A 20004-nucleotide genomic window follows, 5' to 3' on the forward strand; every position below is an offset into this window, starting at 1 on the left:
AGACCGATGACGCCGGGCTAGAGACCGGCCGTTGCCGTCTCGGTGGCAAGCGCCGCTCCTCGGCCGTCAAGCCGCTGCAAGGTCACTGCTCCGGTCAGGCTTGAGGAGAGGGTGAAGCGGTCTTCGCCTCCCCGGTGCTTCACGATCACCACCATCGTCTCCCCCGACTGCTGCATCGTAGCCTCAGCGACTGCCGCCTCGCCCCGGTGTGGCTCGATCACACTCACGTAGACGGTTCCCGGTCCCTTGCGGCGGTCGATGACGCAACTGTGAGTCTCTCCCCGAGAGGGGTCTTTGGCAAGGATCATCTCGGCGTCAGCGGGCTGCAGTTGCAGCACCGACAGCTTCCGGGGCCCCTCAGCAAACTCGACCCGGCAGAGGCCTGCGGGGACGTCACCGCGTCGCACCTCCGTCAGGTGGGCATACCCGCGAGCCGTGATGGGATTCTGCGCAAGCCGGCTGAGCGAGGCGCTGCTGCTCACCTGCCCCGGCCCGTGGAGAGCCAGGTCGTAAGTGTGCGGCTTGTCGGAGGATACGCGGAAGACGTCCAGGACGTAGTTGTCCACCAGGCACAGCGTCCGGTCGAGGAGGACGCCGGGATACGCGGTGTCGCAGGTCGCACGCGCGGCTTTGAAGACCGGACCAGAGTGGAACAGTCGGCAGACGCCATACACCCGCATATCGCCCGACTCTCCGGTCCAGATTCCGTTGGACATCGCCTGTGGAAGCTGGGCGACCTCGTCCACCGTCACCGTGTTGTGGGCGATGGTCTGGTTCGCCCAGGTCAGGTGCATGGGGTTGTCGTAGCCCCAGGAACCGGCGTCGGGGCACAGAACCTCATCGAGACCGTACAGGTCGATGCTAAGCCGGTCGGGATGGTCGTGACCGCTCCCGTAGGGCCCGAAGGCGAAGTTGACGCTGGTCGACTCCACGTCCAGTGGACGGTTGCGCAGGATCGCGAAGCCGCCAATCTGGAAGAGCGTGCAACCGGCCTCATGGCGTCCGCTGATTCCGATCCGCGCGTCCTTGCTCAGGTCATACTCGCCAGCCGGAACGTCCTTCGGGCTGTGCACAAGACTCCAGAAGTCGAGGCGGCGGCCGTCTCGTCCCTGCGTTTCGAAGCTACCGTTCTGGAGCACGTTGCGGCCGGTGGGGACCACTGTTACCTTCAGGTCATCCCAGAGGATCTCTCCGGCGCCGTCCTCAAGGAACACATGAAGGCGAACCTGACGGTACTGCCCGGCCTTGCCCTCGGGGTCCGGCGGAATCTGGGCCTTCACCGCCTGCCAGCCCTCGCCGTCCTTCACCCGGTTCGAGAAGAGGGTCTGGTCACCGAAGTTGCATCGCAGGTGCGCGCTGCCGCCTCCGGCCTTGAGCACCTTGACCCAGCCAGTCGCTTCGACCGCAGCGTCGACGGGAATGGTCACGTTGGCAACCAGGGCGCAGCGGCCACCGGCCTCGGTCTTGAGCTGGAAGGCGGCCTCACCATCGTGGGCATCACCGAAGACGACCTTGCCCTCGGACTTGCCTGAGGGCTGCCACAGGTCCCAGGGACCGGGGACCTTGCTGCCGAAGTTGCGCTCACGGCTAATGATCCAGGCGTACTTGGGGTCACCGTACTCCTGATAGGCCAACTCGTAGATCGGATGATAGGCCAGGGCGCGTGAGCCGGAGTCGCCGACGGCCGCCAGACTCCCGTTGGGGAAGGCGTAGTAGAAGGGCGCATCGAGGAAGGCGCGAATCGAGCGGTCACCCGCCGGTCCGTATTCCTCGTGCGGTGCGCTTCCCTCGAAGGGTCCCATCAGGCCGGGGAGCTTCGCGTGCCACAGGTCGATGCCGGAGTTCCTCGCCGCGACCATGATGGGCACCAGCGCTGAGGCCGTGTAGTAGGTATAGCCCATCGAGCGCTCCCAGTGGATGCCGTCGGAGAAGATCGAGTGGGTGAGCTGCTGCACGATCCCATACAGGTAGCCGCGACGGTCGGGGTCCCAGACGCCGTTGATGGCTTCTTCGATGAGCTCGCGGTCGCCGATCGCAAAGCCGCAAGAGGCGACGATCGTCAGCGCCCAACTACGCCAGTTGCTGGAGTTCATATGGCCGCAGCGATGGCCACACTCCCAGCCGAGGATTCGCAGCAGGTCGCGCTCGATCAGGCGGCTGTCGTCGGCGCTAACGAAAGGCGTTCCGGCGATGAGGTCATAGGCCATGGCAGCATCGATCGCCAGCGGACCCTCGCCAAGCGTGCTGTCGGTGAAGCGCCCTCGTGAAGGCGTTGTCTTGAGGGTCGGGCAGACGCGGGCGCAGGCAAGCAGAATCTCACGGCAGCGCTCTCCATACTTGCGCTCGCCGGTCAGGGCGTAGGCTTCGGCAAGAATCGCAGCGGTTGAGAAGTCGCCGCGTGTGGGCTGGCGAGACGCGTAGTCGGGCGAGCTGCGCAGGGCGTCCTCGGCCTGGCTGCGAATCAGGGTGACGACGGCCGTCGTGTAGGCATCGCCGGCAGCGAGGTCGGACTTGATGCGGGCGAGGTCGGCGGCTGTGCAGAAGACCCGTGGATGGTCGGGCAACTTGTCGGGAATCGGCACGCGGAGGATGTCACGGTAGGAAGGCAGGGCGGGCTTCGCCGCCTGCTCCGCAGCGGCAAGGGTCTGAGGCTTCGTGCTCTCGGGACCATCGGCGAAGCTAGCCATATGTGCTCCAAAGCCCAGGGCCAAGAAGCCCAGAAAGAGCGAAACTCGGGGTAGGTATGTCATTGCCAACCTGCCTTCGGTAGTTCGCGTAGGCCGCACCCAGTACCCTCGGCGAGATGGCCTGTCGCACACCAGTAATGCATGAGAATTCGTCGCCAGAGGGCCCTTACCCTTTGGGTATCGAAGAGGGCTCTGCAGGCTATGGGGAGGGACGGCTGAACCTCGGAGAGAAACTCAGGTCGAAGAGATCCGCTTCGCACACAGGCAGGCAGGAGGACCACTATGCGCACCAACCCCGTGAAGAAGACGCTGCGTGAGGGCGGCACGACGATCGGTACCTGGCTGGGACTACCGGACCCCTTCGTCGCCTACCACATGGCCGGAGTGGGATTCGACTGGCTCAACGTAGACCTGGAGCACAGCCCGATCAACATCGAGACGGCAGCCCTGATGTTCCAGGCGATTGCGCAGGCCGGCGGCGTCCCGCTTGCCCGCGTTCCCTGGGCCAGCGGCGAGAACGTGAAGCGTGTGCTCGACGCCGGGGCCTGGGGTGTGATCTACCCGATGCAGAACACGCGCCAGGAGGTGGAGGACGCGGTCTCCTGGGCCAAGTACCCCCCACGCGGGTGCAGGAGTATGGGCGGATCGCTGCACGCAATGTCTTTCGGCGCCAGCGGGAGCGACTACTTCAACCGCGCCAAGGACGAGACGCTGGTCGTGATCCAGATCGAGCACATCGACGCCGTCGGGCGGCTCGATGACCTGCTCTCGGTGCCGGATATCGACGCGGTGTTCATCGGGCCCAATGACCTGGGAGCCTCCATGGGCCTCGCGCCCGGCGCCTACGTGACCGACCCCGAGTTTGCCGCAGCCGTCGACGAGATTCGCAAGGCCTGTGAGCGCCATGGCGTCGCACCGGGGCTGCACGTCTTCAGCCCGGAGGATGCTGTGCGCCGCCAGAAGGAAGGCTTCCGGTTTCTCGCACTGTGCAGCGAGACGCGCTTCATGACCGCCGGAGCTCGGGAGGCTCTGTCGAAGGCCCGCAGCCTCTAGGCTTCAGAGGCTGCGGGGAGTGTGCTAGCTGCGTGCCGGAGGTGGCGCCTGGGGTCCCTGCGGAGCCTGAGGCGCCTGCGGGCTTCTGGGCTGAGGAGGCACAACGGGTCGGTCGCCGAGACGATCGAGGAGGCCACCGTCGACGGTCAGCGTCGCCCCGTTCACGAAGGAGGCCTCCTCCGAGGCCAGGAAGCAGATGGCTGCAGCGATCTCGTCCGGCGACCCGAGACGCTTGAGAACCTGCATCTCACTCGTCCGAGGTTGCCAGGTCTCGCGGTCCACCTCCAGGTTCTTGCGGCCGTAGAGGCTGACGTCGATGGTTCCCGGGAGGATGCAGTTGAAGCGGATGCCCCGGGCACCGAACTCGACGGCAAGCCCTCGCGTGAGCCCGCAGATGCCGGCCTTTGAGGCTGCATAGGCCGAGCAGCCCGGAACCGTCGCCTCGGCATGGACCGAGGAGATGTTCACGACACTGCCACTACCGCTCTCGAGCATGCTACCGATGACCGCGCGACTCATCAGGTACATGCTCTTCAGGTTCGTCCCCACGACGCGATCCCAGAAGTCCTCTTCCATCTCGAGCAAGGGCGCGGCTCGGGTGATCCCGGCGTTGTTGATCAGCACGTCTACCCGTCCGAAGGCCTGCAGCGTCTCCTCGGCGACGCGACGGCAGTCGTCGCCGATACCCACATCGGCCTGAACAAACAGCGCATGTCCGCCGCCGTCCTCGATCTCCTGCGCAGTAGCTTGCCCGCCCTCAACGTTGTTGTTCGCCACGACGCAGACACTCGCTCCCTCACGGGCCAGTCGCAAGGCGGTTGCCTTGCCGATCCCTGAGGAGGAGCCTGTCACAATAGCGGTCTTCCCGCTGAATCTGCCGTCCACCGGTTACACCTGCCTGTCACAGACTGGGTTGTGCCGTCCTGCCTCGTCGAGTGCTCTCAGATCAGCTCTCGGAACCACTCCAGCGTCCGCTCGATCCCGGTGCGCAGGTCTGTCTTCGGCTCCCAGTCCAGGAGCTCCCGCGCGCGACTGATGTCGGGGCGACGGCGCTTCGGGTCATCCTCATGCAGCAGCGGCAGGTCGCACAGCTCGGACTTGCTCCCGGTGAGTTCAAGAACCAGCTCGGCGAAATCGCGGATCGAGGTTTCCGTCGGGTTGCCGATGTTGATCGGCCCGGTGTGCTCGGAGGTCATGAGCTGGTATAGCCCGTCGACCTCGTCCTCACAGTAGACGAAGCTGCGGGTCTGCCGGCCTCCTCCGTAGATGGTGAGAGGCTGGCCCGTAAGGGCCTGCATGCAGAAGTTGGAGACCACGCGACCGTCGTCGGAGCGCATTCGCGGACCGTAGGTATTGAAGATGCGCGCGATGTGAACCGGCACCCTGTACTTGCGGTGGAAGGCGAAGCAGAGGGCCTCCGCATAGCGCTTGCCTTCGTCGTAGACGGCACGAGGCCCGATGATGTTGACGTTGCCCGTGTAGTCCTCGCACTGCGGATGGACCTCGGGGTCTCCGTAGATCTCCGAAGTGGAGGCCTGGAGGAAGCCGGCACCCTTGCGCAGGGCGAGCTCGAGGAGATTGCGGGTGCCCTCGCTGCAGGCCCGCATGATCTCGATGGGTATCCGGTCGAAGTCAACCGGGCTGGCTGGACAGGCAAGGTTGACGACGTAGTCCACAGGTCCGGCGACGTCGATGAGCTTGCAGATATCGTGCTGGATGAAGTCGCAGCGGTCGGGTATGGAGCAGTCCTGCGCATTCCGGCGGGTACCGGTGGCGTAGTTGTCCAGAACCACGACGTCAAAGTCGCGGGACAGCAAGTGCTTTACGAAGTGGTAGCCAAGGAAGCCGGCTCCCCCGGCCACAACAGCTCTGGGACGCATTTGGGATCTTTCCTCCAAGGGTTCAGCAGGAGGGGCACCCTGCCCCTCTGCCCACACACCGCGCGACGCAGCGGCCATGCAACGTGCCCATGGCCGGAGGTCTGGCCAGTCAGCCTGGCGAAATACGTGTAGGTTGTACCACGTTCTGCGCTTGAGCGGTATACCCCTGTGCTGATATCCGTGACCGGAGGCCGTTACTCCCATGAGAGTCAGGATCGATTCGTCCTATGTCCACGGCGCCCTTTCGCTGGAGACCCTTGGCGACGCGGTGAAGCCCTGGCGTATCCCCTTCCCCCAGATCGGACTATTCCCCTCACCGGGCGACAGCATGGTGAACACCGCAGGAAACGCAGCCGGAGTCCGTGTGCGGTTCACCACGGAGGCGGATCGGGTTGAGCTTCTGTGCGATAGCTTCGGGGGAGTTCGCAGCTTCGACCTGACCTGCGGGGGCGATCTGCTGGAGACGGTGGTTCTGCCGGCGGATGCCGACACGGTCAGCTTCATGAAGCTGACCGGGAGTGCGGCGACCTACGAGATCTGGCTGACGCAGGTGGCCCCGGTGGTGCTTCGTGAGCTCGCGGTGCCCGAAGGCGCAAGTCTCGCGCCGGCCCCGGACGATCGCCCACGGTGGACCACTTACGGGAGCTCCATTAGCCATTGCGGAGCGGCGCACAGTCCGGCTCGCACCTGGCCTGCGACGGCTGCCAGAATCGCCAACCTGAATCTGACCTGCCTCGGCTACGGCGGGCAATGCCACCTCGACCCGATGATCGCGCGGATGATCCGTGACGTGCCGGCAGACCTCATCTCGCTGAAGGTCGGGATCAACGTCCAGGGCGGGTCAAGCTTATCGCCACGGACCTTCCGGCCGGCGGTCATCGGGATGGTGCAGGTAATCCGGGAGCGCCAGCCCATCACTCCGATCGTCATCGTCTCCCCGATCATCTCACCGCCGCGGGAGACTGCCGACAACGCCGTCGGCCTGAGCCTGACCAAGATGCGCGAGGAGCTGCAGGACGCTGTGCAGCGGCTGAAGGACTGCGGGGATGCCAACCTGTACTACGCGGACGGTCTCGAGCTCTTCGGGGAAGACTGCGTCGAGCCCTATCTGCCCGACCTGCTGCATCCCAACGGCGACGGCTATGAAGTGCTCGGCAGGAGGTTCGTGGAGCAGGTGCTGGACCGAGTGCCACTCAAGAAAGCCCAGGCTTGAGACCGTCGAGTACCCGGACACGCGGCAGGTGCCTGGAGGGTTAGTTGCGCGAGAACAGACCGTTCTTGCTGACGGTTCCCGGCTGGGTCTTCTCAGCCACTTCAAAGGCCGCGAGGAGTTCACGGTACTGCTCGCTCTCCTCGCGAAGCAACTCGCGTTCGTAGAGGAGACGCTCTGCGGCGGTCTCCACTTCGAGCAACTGCTGTCGCTGCTCCAGGGAGGCCGTCAGGTGCGCCGCAATCATATAGGATAGGCGCTCCGGGTCGTCGGGCACTGCAAGGTCGAGGGCGGGCATCCCCATCAGCTTCAGCACCGTCTCGATGTGTGCCGATAGCATCTGGCCAAGTTCCTGGCAGAGCTCTGAGGAAACCATGTGGTCACGCTGTTCGAACTCGAGCAGCGTGACTTCTGCTCTCAGCATGTCATCCTCGACCTCGACGCTGTCGACACGGAAGCGCTCCTGGCCGATCACGAGCGCCTGCAGCCCGGGCTCCGAAGGTGTGGTCCGCACCAGGCGGGCTGTTGTGCCGATGCGGTAGGGCTCAGCGATACCCCCGACCTCAGGGCCACGCCGGATTAGCGCGATGCCGAAGAGCTGCCCTGCCTCCTGGCACTCACGCACCATGCGCAGGTAGCGTTCCTCGAAGACTGCCAGGGGCATGGGCATCCAGGGGAATAGCACCGCATTCAAGGGCATCAAGGGTAACCGCACGGTTCCCACCTCCAACTGACCGCGTCCATCGACCGCTGGCTGCTTCCTCGGCAGACCAGAGGCCCTCCTGTCGCAATTCCAGACGGTTGCAGTATTGCCGCATAGACCTTTTCACAAACGGGAAGGAGGCTTTGGGTCTGGCGACGAACTACCCCGTATAGTAGCTTATGAGGAGTCTTCGCCATGTCTGATATGATTGATCGTGAGACGGCCCTGCAGCGCGCGAGAGAGCATATCTTCTCGATGGCGGTTAGCGACGCCGCAGCCGATCTGTGCGCGGCGAATCTCGCCTTTGGCCTCGCGAAGATCCACTTCGCCCAGTCCCATTTCGGCTTCCCTGCCGATGCTTCCTTCATCGGCACGCCGGACATGACGATCACCCGCAACAGTGGACGCTGGCGGGCCGGTATCGGCTATGGTGGTCGTCTGAGTTGGGGTGACGGCGATCGCGACCTGGTCGTTCTCGATGTGAAGCCAAACACCTGCGGGATGCTCATGGGCGGCCTGCGGGAGCGGCCTGACGCAGGGGCTCTGACCAAGCGCCTGCACCAACTGCAGCACCATCAGGTTACGATCAAGGGCGTGCCGATTGAGTGGGACTTCGGTACCGGGAACCACTTCATCGACGTGTTCGAGACCGACGACTCAAGCCCCGGGCGTGACCTGCCTCCCTATGCCTTCGTGGTACACGCCTCGGGTGCGGAGCTCCGAGCCGAAAGCTCGTACGGCCCTGGCTTGTACTGGGACGACAGCGCGGAATGGCAGCGACGCTGCGAGGTTCTGGACACTCCCTGGGGTCCCCTGCATCTGCTCCGCGGCGACGAGGCACGCCAGTACATCGACCTGTACTGGGAGACCGATGACTTCGCAATGAAGCGCCGGATGTTGGCCGCCGAGTCGTTGTTCGGCGATTTCGAGATCCTCGGCAACATCAACCACCAGGGGCTGCTCAATGACAATGAAGTCCTGCTTGGGTGCCAGACGACCAGCGTGCCGGAGAACCACTTGCTGGGTGTGATGGTGCGCGCCGATCGTCCGGCCTTCCTGCTCAAGGGTCTGCCGAACCTCACTGACGAGCATATCGATGCCCTGGGCTTCCGCGAGAGAGCCGAACGCTGGGGACTGATAGAGCGTCTGCGCGATGCCAACGTGATTCCACACGGGGCCGGGTACTCGCTACCCCATCTGAGCCGCGTCCGCCGGGTCATCGAGATCAACAACACCCGCTACTTCGAACTGGAGCGCGCAGGTCAGAACGACACCCAGATCATCAGCGAGCCGCGCGACCTCAACTGGGGCTACCGGGACGAGTCGGTGGTCGATCGAACCGTCGAGTGCGGTCTGGGTGAGGTTGCCGCCAAGCTGAACCCGCTGTTCGTCCTCAAGACGTGAGTTCGGTCGTCGTCAGCCCTGATCTGACTCCACTTCCCGTGGGTTTCCTGCTGCCGAGGCACGCGCAGAGTCGTCCTTCTGCGCACCGTTTGCGTCCGTTGCGGCGCGTGGTATCATAGGGGTCGTGTTGTGCCGGGACGGTGGAGGGCTGGTCGAGGCGTAGCCGACACGGGGTCTGCCGCCGGCCCAAAGAGGGGGACGCAGTTCCCTTCAGGAGTTGACCATGCGAGAGATCGCCCCTGAGACCATCACGGAAGCCGTGTCCGTGATGTGCCGGAACGCCAACTACGACCTTCCCGGGGATGTTCGGGCAGCCCTGCAGCGCGCTCGCGAAGAAGAGACCAGTGCCGTCGCAGTCGAGGTGCTCGATACCCTCCTACGCAACGCCGAGGTCGCTGCCGCCGAGAGACTTGCGATCTGCCAGGACTGCGGCGTAGCCGTCCTTTTCGTTGAGCTGGGACGCGACGTCCATCTCGGCGGCGACTTGTACGCTGCCATCAACGAGGGCGTCCGTGCCGGCTATGAGTCCGGGTACCTGCGCAAGTCCATGGTGCGGGATCCCCTGCGCCGCGACACCAACACGGGCGACAACACACCCGCCGTCGTTCATGTGCGGCTCGTGGAGGGAGATCGGCTCAGGCTCACCATTGCTCCCAAAGGGGGCGGCAGTGAGAACATGAGCGCGGTGTGGCTGCTGACCCCGGCGGAGGGTCGCGAGGGGATCTTGCGGCGCGTCACTGAGCGCATCGCCGAGGCCGGAGGCAAGCCTTGTCCCCCACTGGTTCTCGGTGTCGGAGTTGGCGGCACGATGGAGAAGGCTGCGCTGCTGGCCAAGGAAGCGCTGCTGCGCGAGGTTGGTGCGCCGAGTCCCCTTCCCGAGGTGGCTGAGCTCGAGCAGGAGCTTCTCAGCCGGGTCAATGCGCTGGGGATCGGTCCGATGGGCCTGGGCGGTCGCACGACGGCGCTCTCGGTCCACGTGGAGCGTCATCCGTGCCACATCGCCAGCCTGCCGGTGGCGCTGAACGTGCAATGCCATGCCGCTCGTCATCTCACTGTGGAACTCTGAGGGGGCCGAAGCGATCTGGTCGCAGCTCCCCTCATCTCACCTGATGGACACCTGCCATGAGCACGTCTCCCAAGTCCGTGCAGATTCCGCTCTCCGCAGAGGCCGTTCTCGAGCTTCACGCCGGGGATAGCATTCTGCTGAACGGTCCGGTGTACACGGCCCGTGACGCTGGACACAAGCGCATGTTTGACCTTCTCGACGCCGGGCAGGAGCTTCCCTTGCCGCTTCAGGGCCAGGCGATCTACTACTGCGGACCGGCACCGACGCCACCGGGACGGGCCATGGGTTCTGCAGGGCCGACCTCCAGCTACCGGATGGATGTCTTCACACCGCGACTGCTTGGTCTGGGGCTCAAGGCGACCATCGGCAAGGGTAACCGCAGCCTGGCCGTGCGCGAAGCCTGCAGGGAGCACGGTGCCGTCTACCTCGTCGCCGTCGGTGGGGCTGGTGCGCTGCTGGCTCAGCGTATCGTGGCCGCCGAGATCGTCGCCTGGGAGGACCTGGGCGCCGAGGCCCTGCGGCGACTGCAGGTACAGCAATTCCCGGTCATCGTGGCCTACGACGCCCACGGTGGCAGCGTCTTTCCGGGCGATGAGCCGCTCGGATAGTGAACTCTCGCTCACCGGCAACCGACTGATGGCAACTACCGTATCGTCGCTCGTCGCAAAGACCTTCTACTGGGCCGCCCAGATCTCCCTGCCGCTGGGCAAGCCGGGCATGAGGATTGCCCGGTCGCTGCTGGGCACAGCCCTGGTGTACGATCCCCGTCTCGATCGCGCTCGTGGCTGGCGTTCGCTCGTTGACGGGGCGTTGGCCCGTGAGCGCGGCGACCTCGAAACTGCCGTCGCTTCCCTGCGGGACGCCAGTGCGGTGCTTCCCGACAATGACGCCGTGACGGCGAACCTGGGGATTGCGCTGGCCCTCGCTGGTCGCTACGACGAAGCAGTGACCGTGATTGAGCGGGCCATGCGCGGGGACACCGACGTCACCGGCGAGCCGCAGATCTGGATGGCCCTGGCCTGGGCGCATCTGCGGACCGGTCGCAGCCCGAAGGCTCTCGAAGCCTGCGAACGGGCTGAGGAGAGCCGTGCCACCTCGGTTGATCTGCGGATTCTGCGGATACTGGCGCTGGCCTCGTGCCGGGGGTTTGTGCAGCGAGACGAACTGCGAAACCTGCTGCGGATGCGAGGCCAGATGCTCCCGCTGGTTCTTGAACACATTGAGCAACTGGCTGTTTCCGGCTCGCGGGATGTGGCGCGCCAGCTCGTGCGAGGATTGCCCGACAGCATCCAGACGCGGGCGCTGCAGGTGATCGTGCGCTCGGCGATGGCAGGCGACAACCTGGAGGCGGCCCACTGGGCCATCCGCGAGTTGGAGATTCGCCAGCCCGATTCCCCGACAGCCCCGGTGCTGCGGTCCGAGTTGGCACTGCGACGAGGGGATCTTCACGAGGCGCTCAGCGAGGCGATGGAGGCTGTGCGCCGAAGGCCGCAGGATGCGCAGGCACTCGACCAGATCGTCCGCGTGCGTGTGCTGCGTGGCGAAGCGGAACAGGCTGTCCAGGACGCTGTGGCGGCCGTGCAACGTCGGGGTACCGGAGGCCTCACAGCGGGCATCGCGGCCTTGCACTACCTCGAAGCACAGCAGCTCGAGGTGGCTCAACGAGTGTTCTCCGTCCAGCGCTCAGGTGACGAACTGGCCTGCGCCTTCGCCACCGCTGCCCAGGCGCTTCTCCATGCACGGCGGAAGCACTATGCAGAGGCGCTGCGCCAGGCCGAACGCTCAGTGGGATATGCCGGACGCATCCCGGCCTGGGCTGGTTCGGAGTACTGCCGGCAACGCATCGCCGAGTGCCTGCGGGAGACGCTGGAGCTCTCCAAGGCCTCTGGCGAGGAGGTCCCCGAGGCGCTGGCGCAGCAGGTTGCTTCCCTGCAACCGCCTGAAGAGGCCGCGACGTAGACTGCAGCACCGGTCAGTGTGATGCTATCCCCCACTCGTCCTCCCCTGTGTTTCGCTTGCGACGGTCTCGTACAGTTGCGCGGTGCCTGCGACCATGCGCTCCAAAGTGTAGCGCTCGCGCACCAGGGCTGAGGCTGCCTCACCACGTCGCCGACCTTCCTGCGGATCCGCCAGCGCCGCGAGCAGAGCCCGCGCAAGGTCTGCAGAGTCGCCTGGGCGGGCAAGCCAACCCGTCTGTCCTTCGTGCACGATGTCGCGGATGCCCGGGATGTCGCTGCCGACGACGGCGCAACCCGCTCCGGCAGCCTCGATCACCGCATAGGGGCAGCCCTCCCACAGCGACGGCTGGCAGAAGACGTCTGTGCAGGCCATCAGCTCGGCCACGTCATCTCGCGGGCCGAGAAACTGCACCGACCCATCAGCCGGCCGGCGCAGACCACCACTCGCGGCGCCCACATCACCGGCCACCAGGAGTCTCGCCTGGGGCATCTGCCGCCGGACCGTCTCCAGAGCCGCTACCGCGTAGGCGTGCCCTTTCTGCTTGCGCACATCCCCGGCGCACAGGATCACGAGCGCTTCCTCAGGGAGCCCCAACTGCCTGCGTTTCGCTTCACGGTCGACCTGCGCCGTGGGCCCGAAGGCCACGCCGTTTTCGATCACCACGACCTGCTCAGGACGGCCGACTCCGGCCGTCAGCGCGACCTCGCGTTCACTGTCGCAGACCGCGATCAGCCGAGTGGTGATTCGCGCCAGTCGCCTCTCGGTCAGCAGATAGGCCAAGCGCAGCGGCCCAGGCACGTGCATCAGGAAGGGGAAGCCGTGGGGAGTGTACAGAACCGCCGGCACACGGGCGCGATGGGCGGCAATCCGCCCAAGCACACCAGCCTTGGCGCTGTGGGTGTGGACGATGTCGGGCTGCAGACGCCCGAGCTCTCGCTCCAGGGCCCGCAGGCAAGCGAGGTCGCGGCCCGGGGAGAGCCCGCGGACCATGGGGAGAAGGGTGACGGCGACGCCGGCGTCCTCAAGCGTCTGCCGGGTCTCCTCCGGCGCGGGATCACGCTCGGCGGACAGAATCGCGTGCAACTCGAAGCACTTACGATCCAGTCCCCGGCACAGGTCCAGGACGTGCTTCCGAGTGCCGCCGACGGTCGCTTCGAGGACCTGCACGACCCGCAGTCGGCTACTTGCCACGACCTCGTCCCAGCTTCCCGGCGATCTTGCCCGTGACCTTGCGCAGAGCCTGACTGACGATGCTGAGCTCCTCGATGTGCAGGGCGGCGGCGACGCCGAGCAGTACCACGACGGCTACGGCGAAGTTCATCGCCAGTTCCGCAAGCGACTGCAGCTTCACGCCTCCGCGACCCGCGAGCATCGTCTCCAGCATGGGCGTCGCCTGCTGGTTCGCCAGGAGCAGGGCGATCACCATCACGCCGGTGCAGATTGCCAGCTTCACTGCGAAGCTCACGACGGCCGCCCGGTTGATCTTGCCGATGCGCCCGCGGAGCATCGCGTACAGCACGAGGATCTTGCCGGTCTTGCTGATGGTCAGGGCCGCGGCGACCCAGGAGAGCTTGGCCTTCGGCGTCGCGCCGAGATGATAGACACCAAAGTAGCTAATGAGGATGTGGACGATCACGAACACGACGCCCATCACGTTCGGCGTCGTGGTGTCCTTGAGCGCAAAGTACCAGTGGTTGATGGGAGCGTCCAGCGCTGAGAAGAACAGACCGGGCGAGTACCAGTAGACGCCCAGTGCAGAAAGGTCGGCCTGCTCGCTCGTGAAGCCGCCATGCTGGTACATGAGCTGGATGAGCGGCAGCGAGGCGATCATCAGGGCGGCGCTGACCGGGATGAAGATGAAGGCCATGGCGCGCGTCATCGTGACCAGGGCATCGGCCATCTTGTCCTTCTCGCCACGGATCGCCCACTCGGACAGGAACGGGTAGACGACGAAGCTGACAGCCAGCGCCAGGGTCTGAAGCAGCACGTCGGGGATCTTCCGGGCGAAGTCGAGGCACGTGTAAACGCCCTCGCCGATCACGCTTCCGAAGCGGCTGTCGGCCCAAGTACGCAAGGTGGCGAAGATCAGCCCCAGCACCACCGGGGGCATCAGCCGGAGGACGGTGCGTGCATGAGGGTTCCGCCATACGTCGGCCGTGAAGCGGAACATCCGCAGCTTGCTCCACAGGCCGGGTAGCTGCACGAGAAAGCGGATGCTGCCACCGATCAACACTGCCCAGGCGGCCCCATAGACGGCATCCTTGGGTCGGCCCGGCCACAGGAGGGCGACCAGCACGACGAAGATCACGACAAGAGCCGTGCGAAAGGCCGCCTCCGCGACTGCGGGAAGGGTGAAGCGCTTGTAGGCATGGAGCGTGAGTTCGGGCATGACCGAGAGCGAGAAGAGCACCAGGGCGGGAGCCATGATTCGCAGCATCACGACACCGCGGTGCAGGTCCTCCGGCGAGTCGGCCAACCCGGCTCCTACAAGCAGAAGAAGCGGCTCGGCGAAGATCACACACAAGGCCGCCAGGATCAGCAGCAGGACGAACTGGAACCCGGTCATCACGCTGGTGACGTCCCAGGCCGCTTCTTCTCCCTCTTCCCGGCGCACCCGCACGAACTCGGGAAGGTACGTGGGGCGCATCAGCTTCTCGACCTTGGTGTAGATCGTGTAGATGACGCTGTTGTAGGCGATCTTGTAGGCGTCGGTGTGCCGTCCGGCCCCGAGGCTGGACAGCACGACCTCCTTGCCGATCCCCATCACTCGCCCGAGGGCCAGAAAGGCGGTGATGATGATGGCAGCGATCCCCATCTGTCTTCCGGCCCGAGCGTCAGACTCAAGATCCGACCGCTCCAGGTCCTTGAAGGGTGCAGCATCGTTGTCTGCAGGCGTGAGATCCTCTTCCATAGTGGCCTCGGAGATACTGGTGCCTCCGGCCCTGCTCCTCGGTTGGCGTGATGGTTACCGCTCGCCTGTGCGGGCTCAGGCACCCTTCGCGTCTCGGTCGATACACTTGTCCAGTAACGTGATAAGCCCGTCGATGTTCCGTGTGATGTCAAAATCAAGAGCCACGCGCTCGCGTCCGGCCTTCCTGACCCGGTCGCGCAACTCCTCGTCATAGAGGATCCGCTCAAGTTGCTCAGACAGGTCGGCTGGATCGCCGGGCTTCGCCAACAACCCGGTCTCTTCGTGCTCGATCAACTCCGGGATGCCGCCGGTGTTCGTCGCAACGGTCGGCACGCCCATCGCCAGAGCCTCGAGCAGGACGTTGGGGATGCCGTCCCGGTCCCCATCCGCCGTGACAATGGAGGCGATGGCGAAGGCTCGTGCCTGCTCGTAGAGGGGCATTAGCTCCTCCTGGGTCATGCGCCCGTGGAACACGACAGCATCACGCAGCCCCAGGCCGGAAGCAAGTCGCTCGAGGTCCTCGCGCTCCGGGCCATCTCCCACGAAGTGCAACTCAAACTGGGCGCCTCGCGAACGAGCCAACGCCGCTGCTCGGAGTAGGATGTCAAAGCCCTTCTTCTCGACCAGTCGCCCCACAGCCAGTACCATGGGCGGTCCTTCATGCCGCTCCAGGGGCGGCATGAATCTGGTTGGATCGATGCCATGATAGAGGAGATGCAGCCGCTCTCGTGTCTGTAGAGGATGGACCCGCTGCAGTCGCTCCAGCCCGTGCTGAGTGCATACCGCGGTGAACTCCGCAGCCCCGAGCTTCTCGCCGAGCAGGACCGCGTCGCCCGTGAAGATGTCCCGTGCATGGCAGGACATGCTGAAGGTGACGCCGAGGATCTCGGCGAGCATCAGGCCAACGGTGGAGGGCTTTGTGCAGAACTGAGCGTGGACATGGCTGATGGAACGCCCTGCCGCCGACGCGGCCAAGGAACCGGCGATGAGCAGTGAGCTGACGAACTCGCGCAGGGATCGAACTTGGCGCAGTCCCCGGGTGAGGGCGAGGGCCAGGGCGCTCCCATAGCCTGCCGGGTAGCGGATCAGAGCCACGAACTGCCGCAACAGCAGGCCCACCGACAGCCCCTTCGGAGCGTACAGCGTCCTGGAAATGAGGTCCGTGGCGTCTGCATGGGTCTCCTCCTCAACAGGACACGAGAGCGCCACGGGTACCACGTCGAACCCGCGCTTCTCCAGCTCGAGCATCTCACGCAGGATGAAGGTCTCGGAGGTTGAGGGGAACTCACCCACAACCACTCCGAGCCGTCCTGTTCCAGGCTTACGACGATGACGCAAGGGCTGCTGCCTCCTCATAGAGCGCGACAATATGCTGTGCATACCGGGACCAGCGAAGACGTGAGACCAAGGCCTGTCCCTCGGCGACGATGCGAGCGCGCCGGTCGGAATCACCCAGCAGGGACACGATCTGCTCCGCCAGCGCCTCCGGTCCCGCGGCAAGGGGAACGACCGGTGCCACCTGACCGGCCAACTCGGGGAGCGCGCCGCCATCTGAGACGATGGCTGCCGTCCCACACGCCAGGGCCTCCAGCGGCGTCAGCCCGGCGCCCTCATACAGCGACCAGTGAACCAGAAGGTCAGCCCCTGCATAGAGGGCGGGCAAGTCGGACGCAGGCACGTAGTCCAGTCGCCGCAATCGGCCGGCAACAGGGCTCTCTGCGAGGGCCTGCAAGGAGGCCTGCGCCTGCCAGCCGACTTTGCCGGCCAGAACCAGGTCGTGCGGGATCCGACTGCTTGCAGCCTCAAAGGCCCGAATCAGCCCGGGCACGTTCTTCTTGGGTTCGAGATTCCCCACCCACAGCAAATAAGGTTTCTGCAATTGGTACAGTTCCCGGGCTCGGGCCACAGTCCCTTCCTCCACCGGCGCGAACTGATCGCCAAGGCCCAGCGGGATCACGCGAACCTTGCCTGCCTCGATCGGAGCACAGGCCACCACCTCACGGCGCACGACCTCACTGGGGACGACTACCACGGTCGCGCGACGGAGACTGACCGGAAGGGCACGCCGGTAGTGCCAGACGTTGCTGCGCTTGCACCACTCGGGGTGACTCAGCGCCAGGACATCGTAGACCGTCAGCACGGACCCCCCTCTCCAGAAGAGGGGCATGACATAGCCCGGCGCATGGAGCACCCTTGCACCCCAACGGCGAGCGAAGCGCGACAGCGCGGACTGCTCCCAGAGGATGCGACCGGCTCTGCTGCAGGTCCAGCCCGGTGCCGCATGGGTGGTCAGGACCGGGCCTTGCAGCGCCTCCGCCTGATAGCTCGGGCGGTGGACGACCATGAACTCATGAGCGCCGATCTGCGCCCCAAGGCCCCGACAGAGGCCCTCGATGGACACCTCGACCCCGCTGGGGCGGTCGCCCAGGAGCATCCCGTCGACCAGCACTCTCACGCTTCGGACCTTTCGAGGACTCGTCGGTAGAGGGCGACCGTCTCCGCCGCCATCCTGTCCGCGGTGAACTCAGCCGCGACCCGCTCCCGGGCCTGCTCACCACAGCGCAGGGCCAGGTCCGGCTCTGTCAGCATTCGCAGCACACCCCCGGCAAGGGCCTCGGCACTTCCGACCGGCGTCACCGCGAGGCCTGACACCTCGTTTCGTACCAGCTCGCCGGGACCGGCGGCGTCGTAGACCACCACCGGCCTGCCCAGGGCCATGGCCTCCAGGACCACGCGACCGAAGGGCTCATCCAGCGCTGCATGAACGAAGACGTCACAGGCCTGGAGTAGATCCGCGACGTCCTCGCGATGGCCCGTGAAGCGCACCATCCCCGCGACGCCCAGGTCCTGCGCCAGCTTCTCCAACTCGCTTCGACGCTGCTCATGGCGCTCCCCATGGCCGCCGACCACCACAAGCAGAAGGTCAGGCACTCTCGCTTGGAGTATTGCTGCCGCCTCCAGAAGCAGGTCGTGGCGCTTCCAGGTCACCAGGTCGCCGACGGCCATCATGACGCGTGCCTCAGCAGGCAGCCCCAGCTCCTGACGCACTTCGTCTCGGCTACGCCGGGGGCGGAACTCCTCCCGGTCAAGCCCATTGTAGACCAGGTGCACCCTCTCGGGCGCCGCTCCCTGGGCCAGGAGGAACTCTCGCACCGCCCGGGAGATGGCGATGCAGTCGGAGGCCTGCCCGCCGAGACGGTTCAAAACGACCGGTCGAATTCGCAGGTCACGCACGTGCCAGATCACGGGGACGCCGCCGAGGCGTGCCTGGGTAGCCGCCAGAGCCGCAGGCCAGGTGTTTGCATGGATCAGGTCGGCGGCAAAGGCCTTCTGCGCTCGTAGAATCTCTTGGGAGAGTCTGGCGAGGTCGGCGCGCGCCTTGAGCAGTACCGCCGGGGATAGAGACCAGTGAAGCTGCAGCGGGGACACGGGCCGCAGGTCAGCCCTCCCAGCGGCCCCCGGGACTGACAGCGCTCCTCCCGGAGGGCTCAGCAAGGTGCCCGCGACCTCGGGCGGCAGATGGCGCAAGAGGGACAACAGGCTCTCGCAGGCGCCACCGGCCATCGGCGCGTGGTGCACATAGAGGACCTTCAAGGGCCGGTCGTCGCGCCCCTGGCGCCTTGGCGGGTTCTCGCGGCTGCCCTCCTCACGGGTGGGCACCGGAACCGCCCTCCAGGCTGCGGGCTTCAAGCCAATCGAGGCTTGCGCCGATGACCTCCCGCTCCCAAGGCAGGGAGTAGAAAGCGTGGTTCGCGCCCTCGACCAGGTGGCAATGCCAGGGCCTTCGGGCCGTCTCGGTCAGCCGCTGGAAGTGCGCGACAGAATCCGGAGTCGTTGGATCGGCGTTGCCATAGACGAAGAGCACGTCACCCCTGAAGCCCGCGAACCGGCCGATCCAGTCGATGTCCTTGTCAGAGGCACTGCCCTTCTCCCCCGCTCCTTTGCCTCCACCCAGCATGGCTCGTTTGATCATCCCGAGCTGCAGCTTGCCGCCGATCAGCTTCGACCAGGTCTCGCGTCGAAACAGCTTGGCGGCGTATTGCCGCAGGATGCCCTTCTTCTTGGCCTTGTCCATGGCGTCACGACTGGCGCCGACGATGGGAGCCGACCAGAGCATCAACTGGGTGCACTCCGGCACGAGGGTCCCGGTCCCGATCGCAACTTCACTCCCGGAGCAGTCGCCGAGGAAGGCCAGCTTGCTGACGCCGGCCTGAGAGAGCATGACCTGAGAGGCGGCGACCGTGTCCTGGATCATCGTGCTCAGGGTGGTCGTGGCAGCATCGCCCTCGCTATCACCGCGACCTCGGAAATCGAAGCGCAGGACCGCAAAGCCACGCTCACAGGCCTGCCGGGCCAGCTTCACGAACATCTGATGGGCGCCGATTCGATAGCCGGCCCAGCCGTGGAGCAGCACCAGGCCGACCGGCCGCACGCTTCCCTCGGGAAGGTGCAAGACCCCCAGTAGTCGGCTTCCCTCGCAGTCGAAGTGGAGATGCTGTTCCATGGGTCCTCGCAGGTGGCCTGTTGAGCTGAGGCCCTCAGGCCCCGCAGTGGGTCTTCAGCCAGTCAAGGGTCAGGTTGAGCGCGGGGTTGCAGTCGATGAGGCCGATGCGATTCCAGAAGGGCTCGAGACGCAGACCCAAGGCTGTTCCCTCTGGGTAGCTTTGGGCAAGCCGGCGGTAGGCTTCGCCCGGCTCCTCCCGCGGGCCGATGTTGAGCGCCAGAGTCGGGCCGCCGAAGGTGGCCTCGGAAGCCCCCATCTGGAGCGCTTCAAGCCAGCGTCGCGTCTCCTGGCTCACCTCGTACCCGTCGAAGTCGATGAGGTCCGAGTCCTGGCGCTCGGAGACCGATTGGGCGTCGAACTTGTCGCCCTCCGTGAGCATGGCCTTGATCATGGACCGGCGCAGGTTCTGGGACACGTAGCGCTTGCCATCGAGGATGGGCTCCCACAGAATCAGAGCGTCGGCCTCGCACGGGACGGCGGCCTGGGAAGCCAGAGCTGCTCCCAACCGCAGGCCGGCAAGTCCGAGCCAGGTGGCTTTGCCGAGCCCTCTGACGTGCTCGACGGTCGCCAGGAGGTCCTGCAGCCAGTCGGCCGGAGTGAACTGCCCGAAGTCGCCCTCGCTATCGC

Annotated in this window: 17 protein-coding genes; 6 read left to right on the forward strand and 11 right to left on the reverse strand. The window is 65.5% G+C overall.

Annotated features, from left to right (window positions below; genetic code table 11):
* Positions 1–17: 17 nt before the first annotated feature.
* The gene (locus tag ABFE16_12135; GenBank protein MEN6346038.1) at positions 18–2687 is read right to left on the reverse strand and encodes a heparinase II/III family protein; all 2670 of its coding nucleotides are present in this window, start codon (positions 2685–2687) and stop codon (positions 18–20) included.
* Positions 2688–2969: 282 nt separating this feature from the next.
* Between ABFE16_12135 and ABFE16_12140 the strand changes: the two genes are divergently transcribed.
* Positions 2970–3740 carry an aldolase/citrate lyase family protein gene (locus tag ABFE16_12140; protein ID MEN6346039.1) on the forward strand — a complete coding sequence of 257 codons (771 nt, stop codon included), beginning with the start codon at positions 2970–2972 and terminating at the stop codon, positions 3738–3740.
* 24 nt (positions 3741–3764) lie between these two features.
* Here ABFE16_12140 and ABFE16_12145 read toward each other — a convergent pair whose 3' ends face one another.
* Both ABFE16_12145 and ABFE16_12150 read right to left on the reverse strand, forming a co-directional pair.
* The gene (locus ABFE16_12145) at positions 3765–4625 is read right to left on the reverse strand and encodes an SDR family NAD(P)-dependent oxidoreductase (GenBank protein MEN6346040.1); all 861 of its coding nucleotides are present in this window, start codon (positions 4623–4625) and stop codon (positions 3765–3767) included.
* Positions 4626–4681: 56 nt separating this feature from the next.
* Positions 4682–5620 (reverse strand): NAD-dependent epimerase/dehydratase family protein, encoded by a 939-nt coding sequence (locus ABFE16_12150; protein MEN6346041.1) that lies wholly within the window; start codon positions 5618–5620, stop codon positions 4682–4684.
* Between the two features lie 202 nt (positions 5621–5822).
* On the opposite strand from ABFE16_12150, the gene ABFE16_12155 reads away from it, so the two are divergent.
* Positions 5823–6833, forward strand: coding sequence for an SGNH/GDSL hydrolase family protein (locus ABFE16_12155; GenBank protein ID MEN6346042.1), 1011 nt, complete (start codon positions 5823–5825; stop codon positions 6831–6833).
* Between the two features lie 40 nt (positions 6834–6873).
* On the opposite strand, the gene ABFE16_12160 is transcribed toward ABFE16_12155, so the two are convergent.
* The gene (locus tag ABFE16_12160; GenBank protein ID MEN6346043.1) at positions 6874–7545 is read right to left on the reverse strand and encodes an LON peptidase substrate-binding domain-containing protein; all 672 of its coding nucleotides are present in this window, start codon (positions 7543–7545) and stop codon (positions 6874–6876) included.
* A 183-nt stretch (positions 7546–7728) separates the two neighbouring features.
* Between ABFE16_12160 and ABFE16_12165 the strand changes: the two genes are divergently transcribed.
* The 4 genes from ABFE16_12165 (at position 7729) to ABFE16_12180 (ending at position 11962) form a co-directional block, all read left to right on the forward strand.
* Positions 7729–8937 (forward strand): hypothetical protein, encoded by a 1209-nt coding sequence (locus ABFE16_12165; GenBank protein ID MEN6346044.1) that lies wholly within the window; start codon positions 7729–7731, stop codon positions 8935–8937.
* Positions 8938–9160: 223 nt separating this feature from the next.
* Positions 9161–10003 (forward strand): fumarate hydratase, encoded by an 843-nt coding sequence (locus ABFE16_12170; protein ID MEN6346045.1) that lies wholly within the window; start codon positions 9161–9163, stop codon positions 10001–10003.
* 56 nt (positions 10004–10059) lie between these two features.
* A complete protein-coding gene (locus ABFE16_12175; GenBank protein ID MEN6346046.1) occupies positions 10060–10611 on the forward strand; it encodes a FumA C-terminus/TtdB family hydratase beta subunit in 552 nt (183 codons plus the stop codon).
* A complete protein-coding gene (locus ABFE16_12180; GenBank protein ID MEN6346047.1) occupies positions 10574–11962 on the forward strand; it encodes a tetratricopeptide repeat protein in 1389 nt (462 codons plus the stop codon). Before ABFE16_12175 ends, ABFE16_12180 begins: the two co-directional genes overlap by 38 nt.
* 24 nt (positions 11963–11986) lie before the next feature.
* Here ABFE16_12180 and ABFE16_12185 read toward each other — a convergent pair whose 3' ends face one another.
* The 7 genes from ABFE16_12185 to ABFE16_12215 all read right to left on the reverse strand — a co-directional run.
* Positions 11987–13153 carry a glycosyltransferase family 4 protein gene (locus tag ABFE16_12185; protein ID MEN6346048.1) on the reverse strand — a complete coding sequence of 389 codons (1167 nt, stop codon included), beginning with the start codon at positions 13151–13153 and terminating at the stop codon, positions 11987–11989.
* Positions 13143–14873 (reverse strand): lipid II flippase MurJ, encoded by a 1731-nt coding sequence (locus tag ABFE16_12190; GenBank protein ID MEN6346049.1) that lies wholly within the window; start codon positions 14871–14873, stop codon positions 13143–13145. Before ABFE16_12190 ends, ABFE16_12185 begins: the two co-directional genes overlap by 11 nt.
* A gap of 75 nt (positions 14874–14948) precedes the next feature.
* Positions 14949–16211, reverse strand: coding sequence for a glycosyltransferase family 4 protein (locus tag ABFE16_12195; GenBank protein MEN6346050.1), 1263 nt, complete (start codon positions 16209–16211; stop codon positions 14949–14951).
* Positions 16195–17328 carry a glycosyltransferase family 1 protein gene (locus ABFE16_12200; protein ID MEN6346051.1) on the reverse strand — a complete coding sequence of 378 codons (1134 nt, stop codon included), beginning with the start codon at positions 17326–17328 and terminating at the stop codon, positions 16195–16197. The genes ABFE16_12195 and ABFE16_12200 overlap by 17 nt, the downstream gene beginning before the upstream one ends.
* The gene (locus tag ABFE16_12205; GenBank protein ID MEN6346052.1) at positions 17325–18533 is read right to left on the reverse strand and encodes a glycosyltransferase family 4 protein; all 1209 of its coding nucleotides are present in this window, start codon (positions 18531–18533) and stop codon (positions 17325–17327) included. Before ABFE16_12205 ends, ABFE16_12200 begins: the two co-directional genes overlap by 4 nt.
* Positions 18520–19377, reverse strand: a complete 858-nt coding sequence (locus ABFE16_12210; protein MEN6346053.1) for an alpha/beta fold hydrolase — start codon at positions 19375–19377, stop codon at positions 18520–18522. The genes ABFE16_12205 and ABFE16_12210 overlap by 14 nt, the downstream gene beginning before the upstream one ends.
* Positions 19378–19411: 34 nt before the next feature.
* A partial coding sequence (locus tag ABFE16_12215) for a hypothetical protein (protein ID MEN6346054.1) occupies positions 19412–20004 on the reverse strand: 593 nt, incomplete at its 5' end.

It is taken from the genome of Armatimonadia bacterium, assembly GCA_039679385.1.
Taxonomy (GTDB): Bacteria; Armatimonadota; Zipacnadia; order Zipacnadales; family JABUFB01; genus JAJFTQ01.

What these genes read in the sequence shown, in the direction of transcription:
- ABFE16_12140 (MEN6346039.1), top strand. Translation starts at nt 2,970, where the DNA reads ATGCGCACCAACCCCGTGAAGAAGACGCTGCGTGAGGGCGGCACGACG.
- ABFE16_12165 (MEN6346044.1), top strand. Translation starts at nt 7,729, where the DNA reads ATGTCTGATATGATTGATCGTGAGACGGCCCTGCAGCGCGCGAGAGAG.
- ABFE16_12175 (MEN6346046.1), top strand. Translation starts at nt 10,060, where the DNA reads ATGAGCACGTCTCCCAAGTCCGTGCAGATTCCGCTCTCCGCAGAGGCC.
- ABFE16_12190 (MEN6346049.1), bottom strand. Translation starts at nt 14,873, where the DNA reads ATGGAAGAGGATCTCACGCCTGCAGACAACGATGCTGCACCCTTCAAG.
- ABFE16_12135 (MEN6346038.1), bottom strand. Translation starts at nt 2,687, where the DNA reads ATGGCTAGCTTCGCCGATGGTCCCGAGAGCACGAAGCCTCAGACCCTT.
- ABFE16_12210 (MEN6346053.1), bottom strand. Translation starts at nt 19,377, where the DNA reads ATGGAACAGCATCTCCACTTCGACTGCGAGGGAAGCCGACTACTGGGG.
- ABFE16_12170 (MEN6346045.1), top strand. Translation starts at nt 9,161, where the DNA reads ATGCGAGAGATCGCCCCTGAGACCATCACGGAAGCCGTGTCCGTGATG.
- ABFE16_12150 (MEN6346041.1), bottom strand. Translation starts at nt 5,620, where the DNA reads ATGCGTCCCAGAGCTGTTGTGGCCGGGGGAGCCGGCTTCCTTGGCTAC.
- ABFE16_12155 (MEN6346042.1), top strand. Translation starts at nt 5,823, where the DNA reads ATGAGAGTCAGGATCGATTCGTCCTATGTCCACGGCGCCCTTTCGCTG.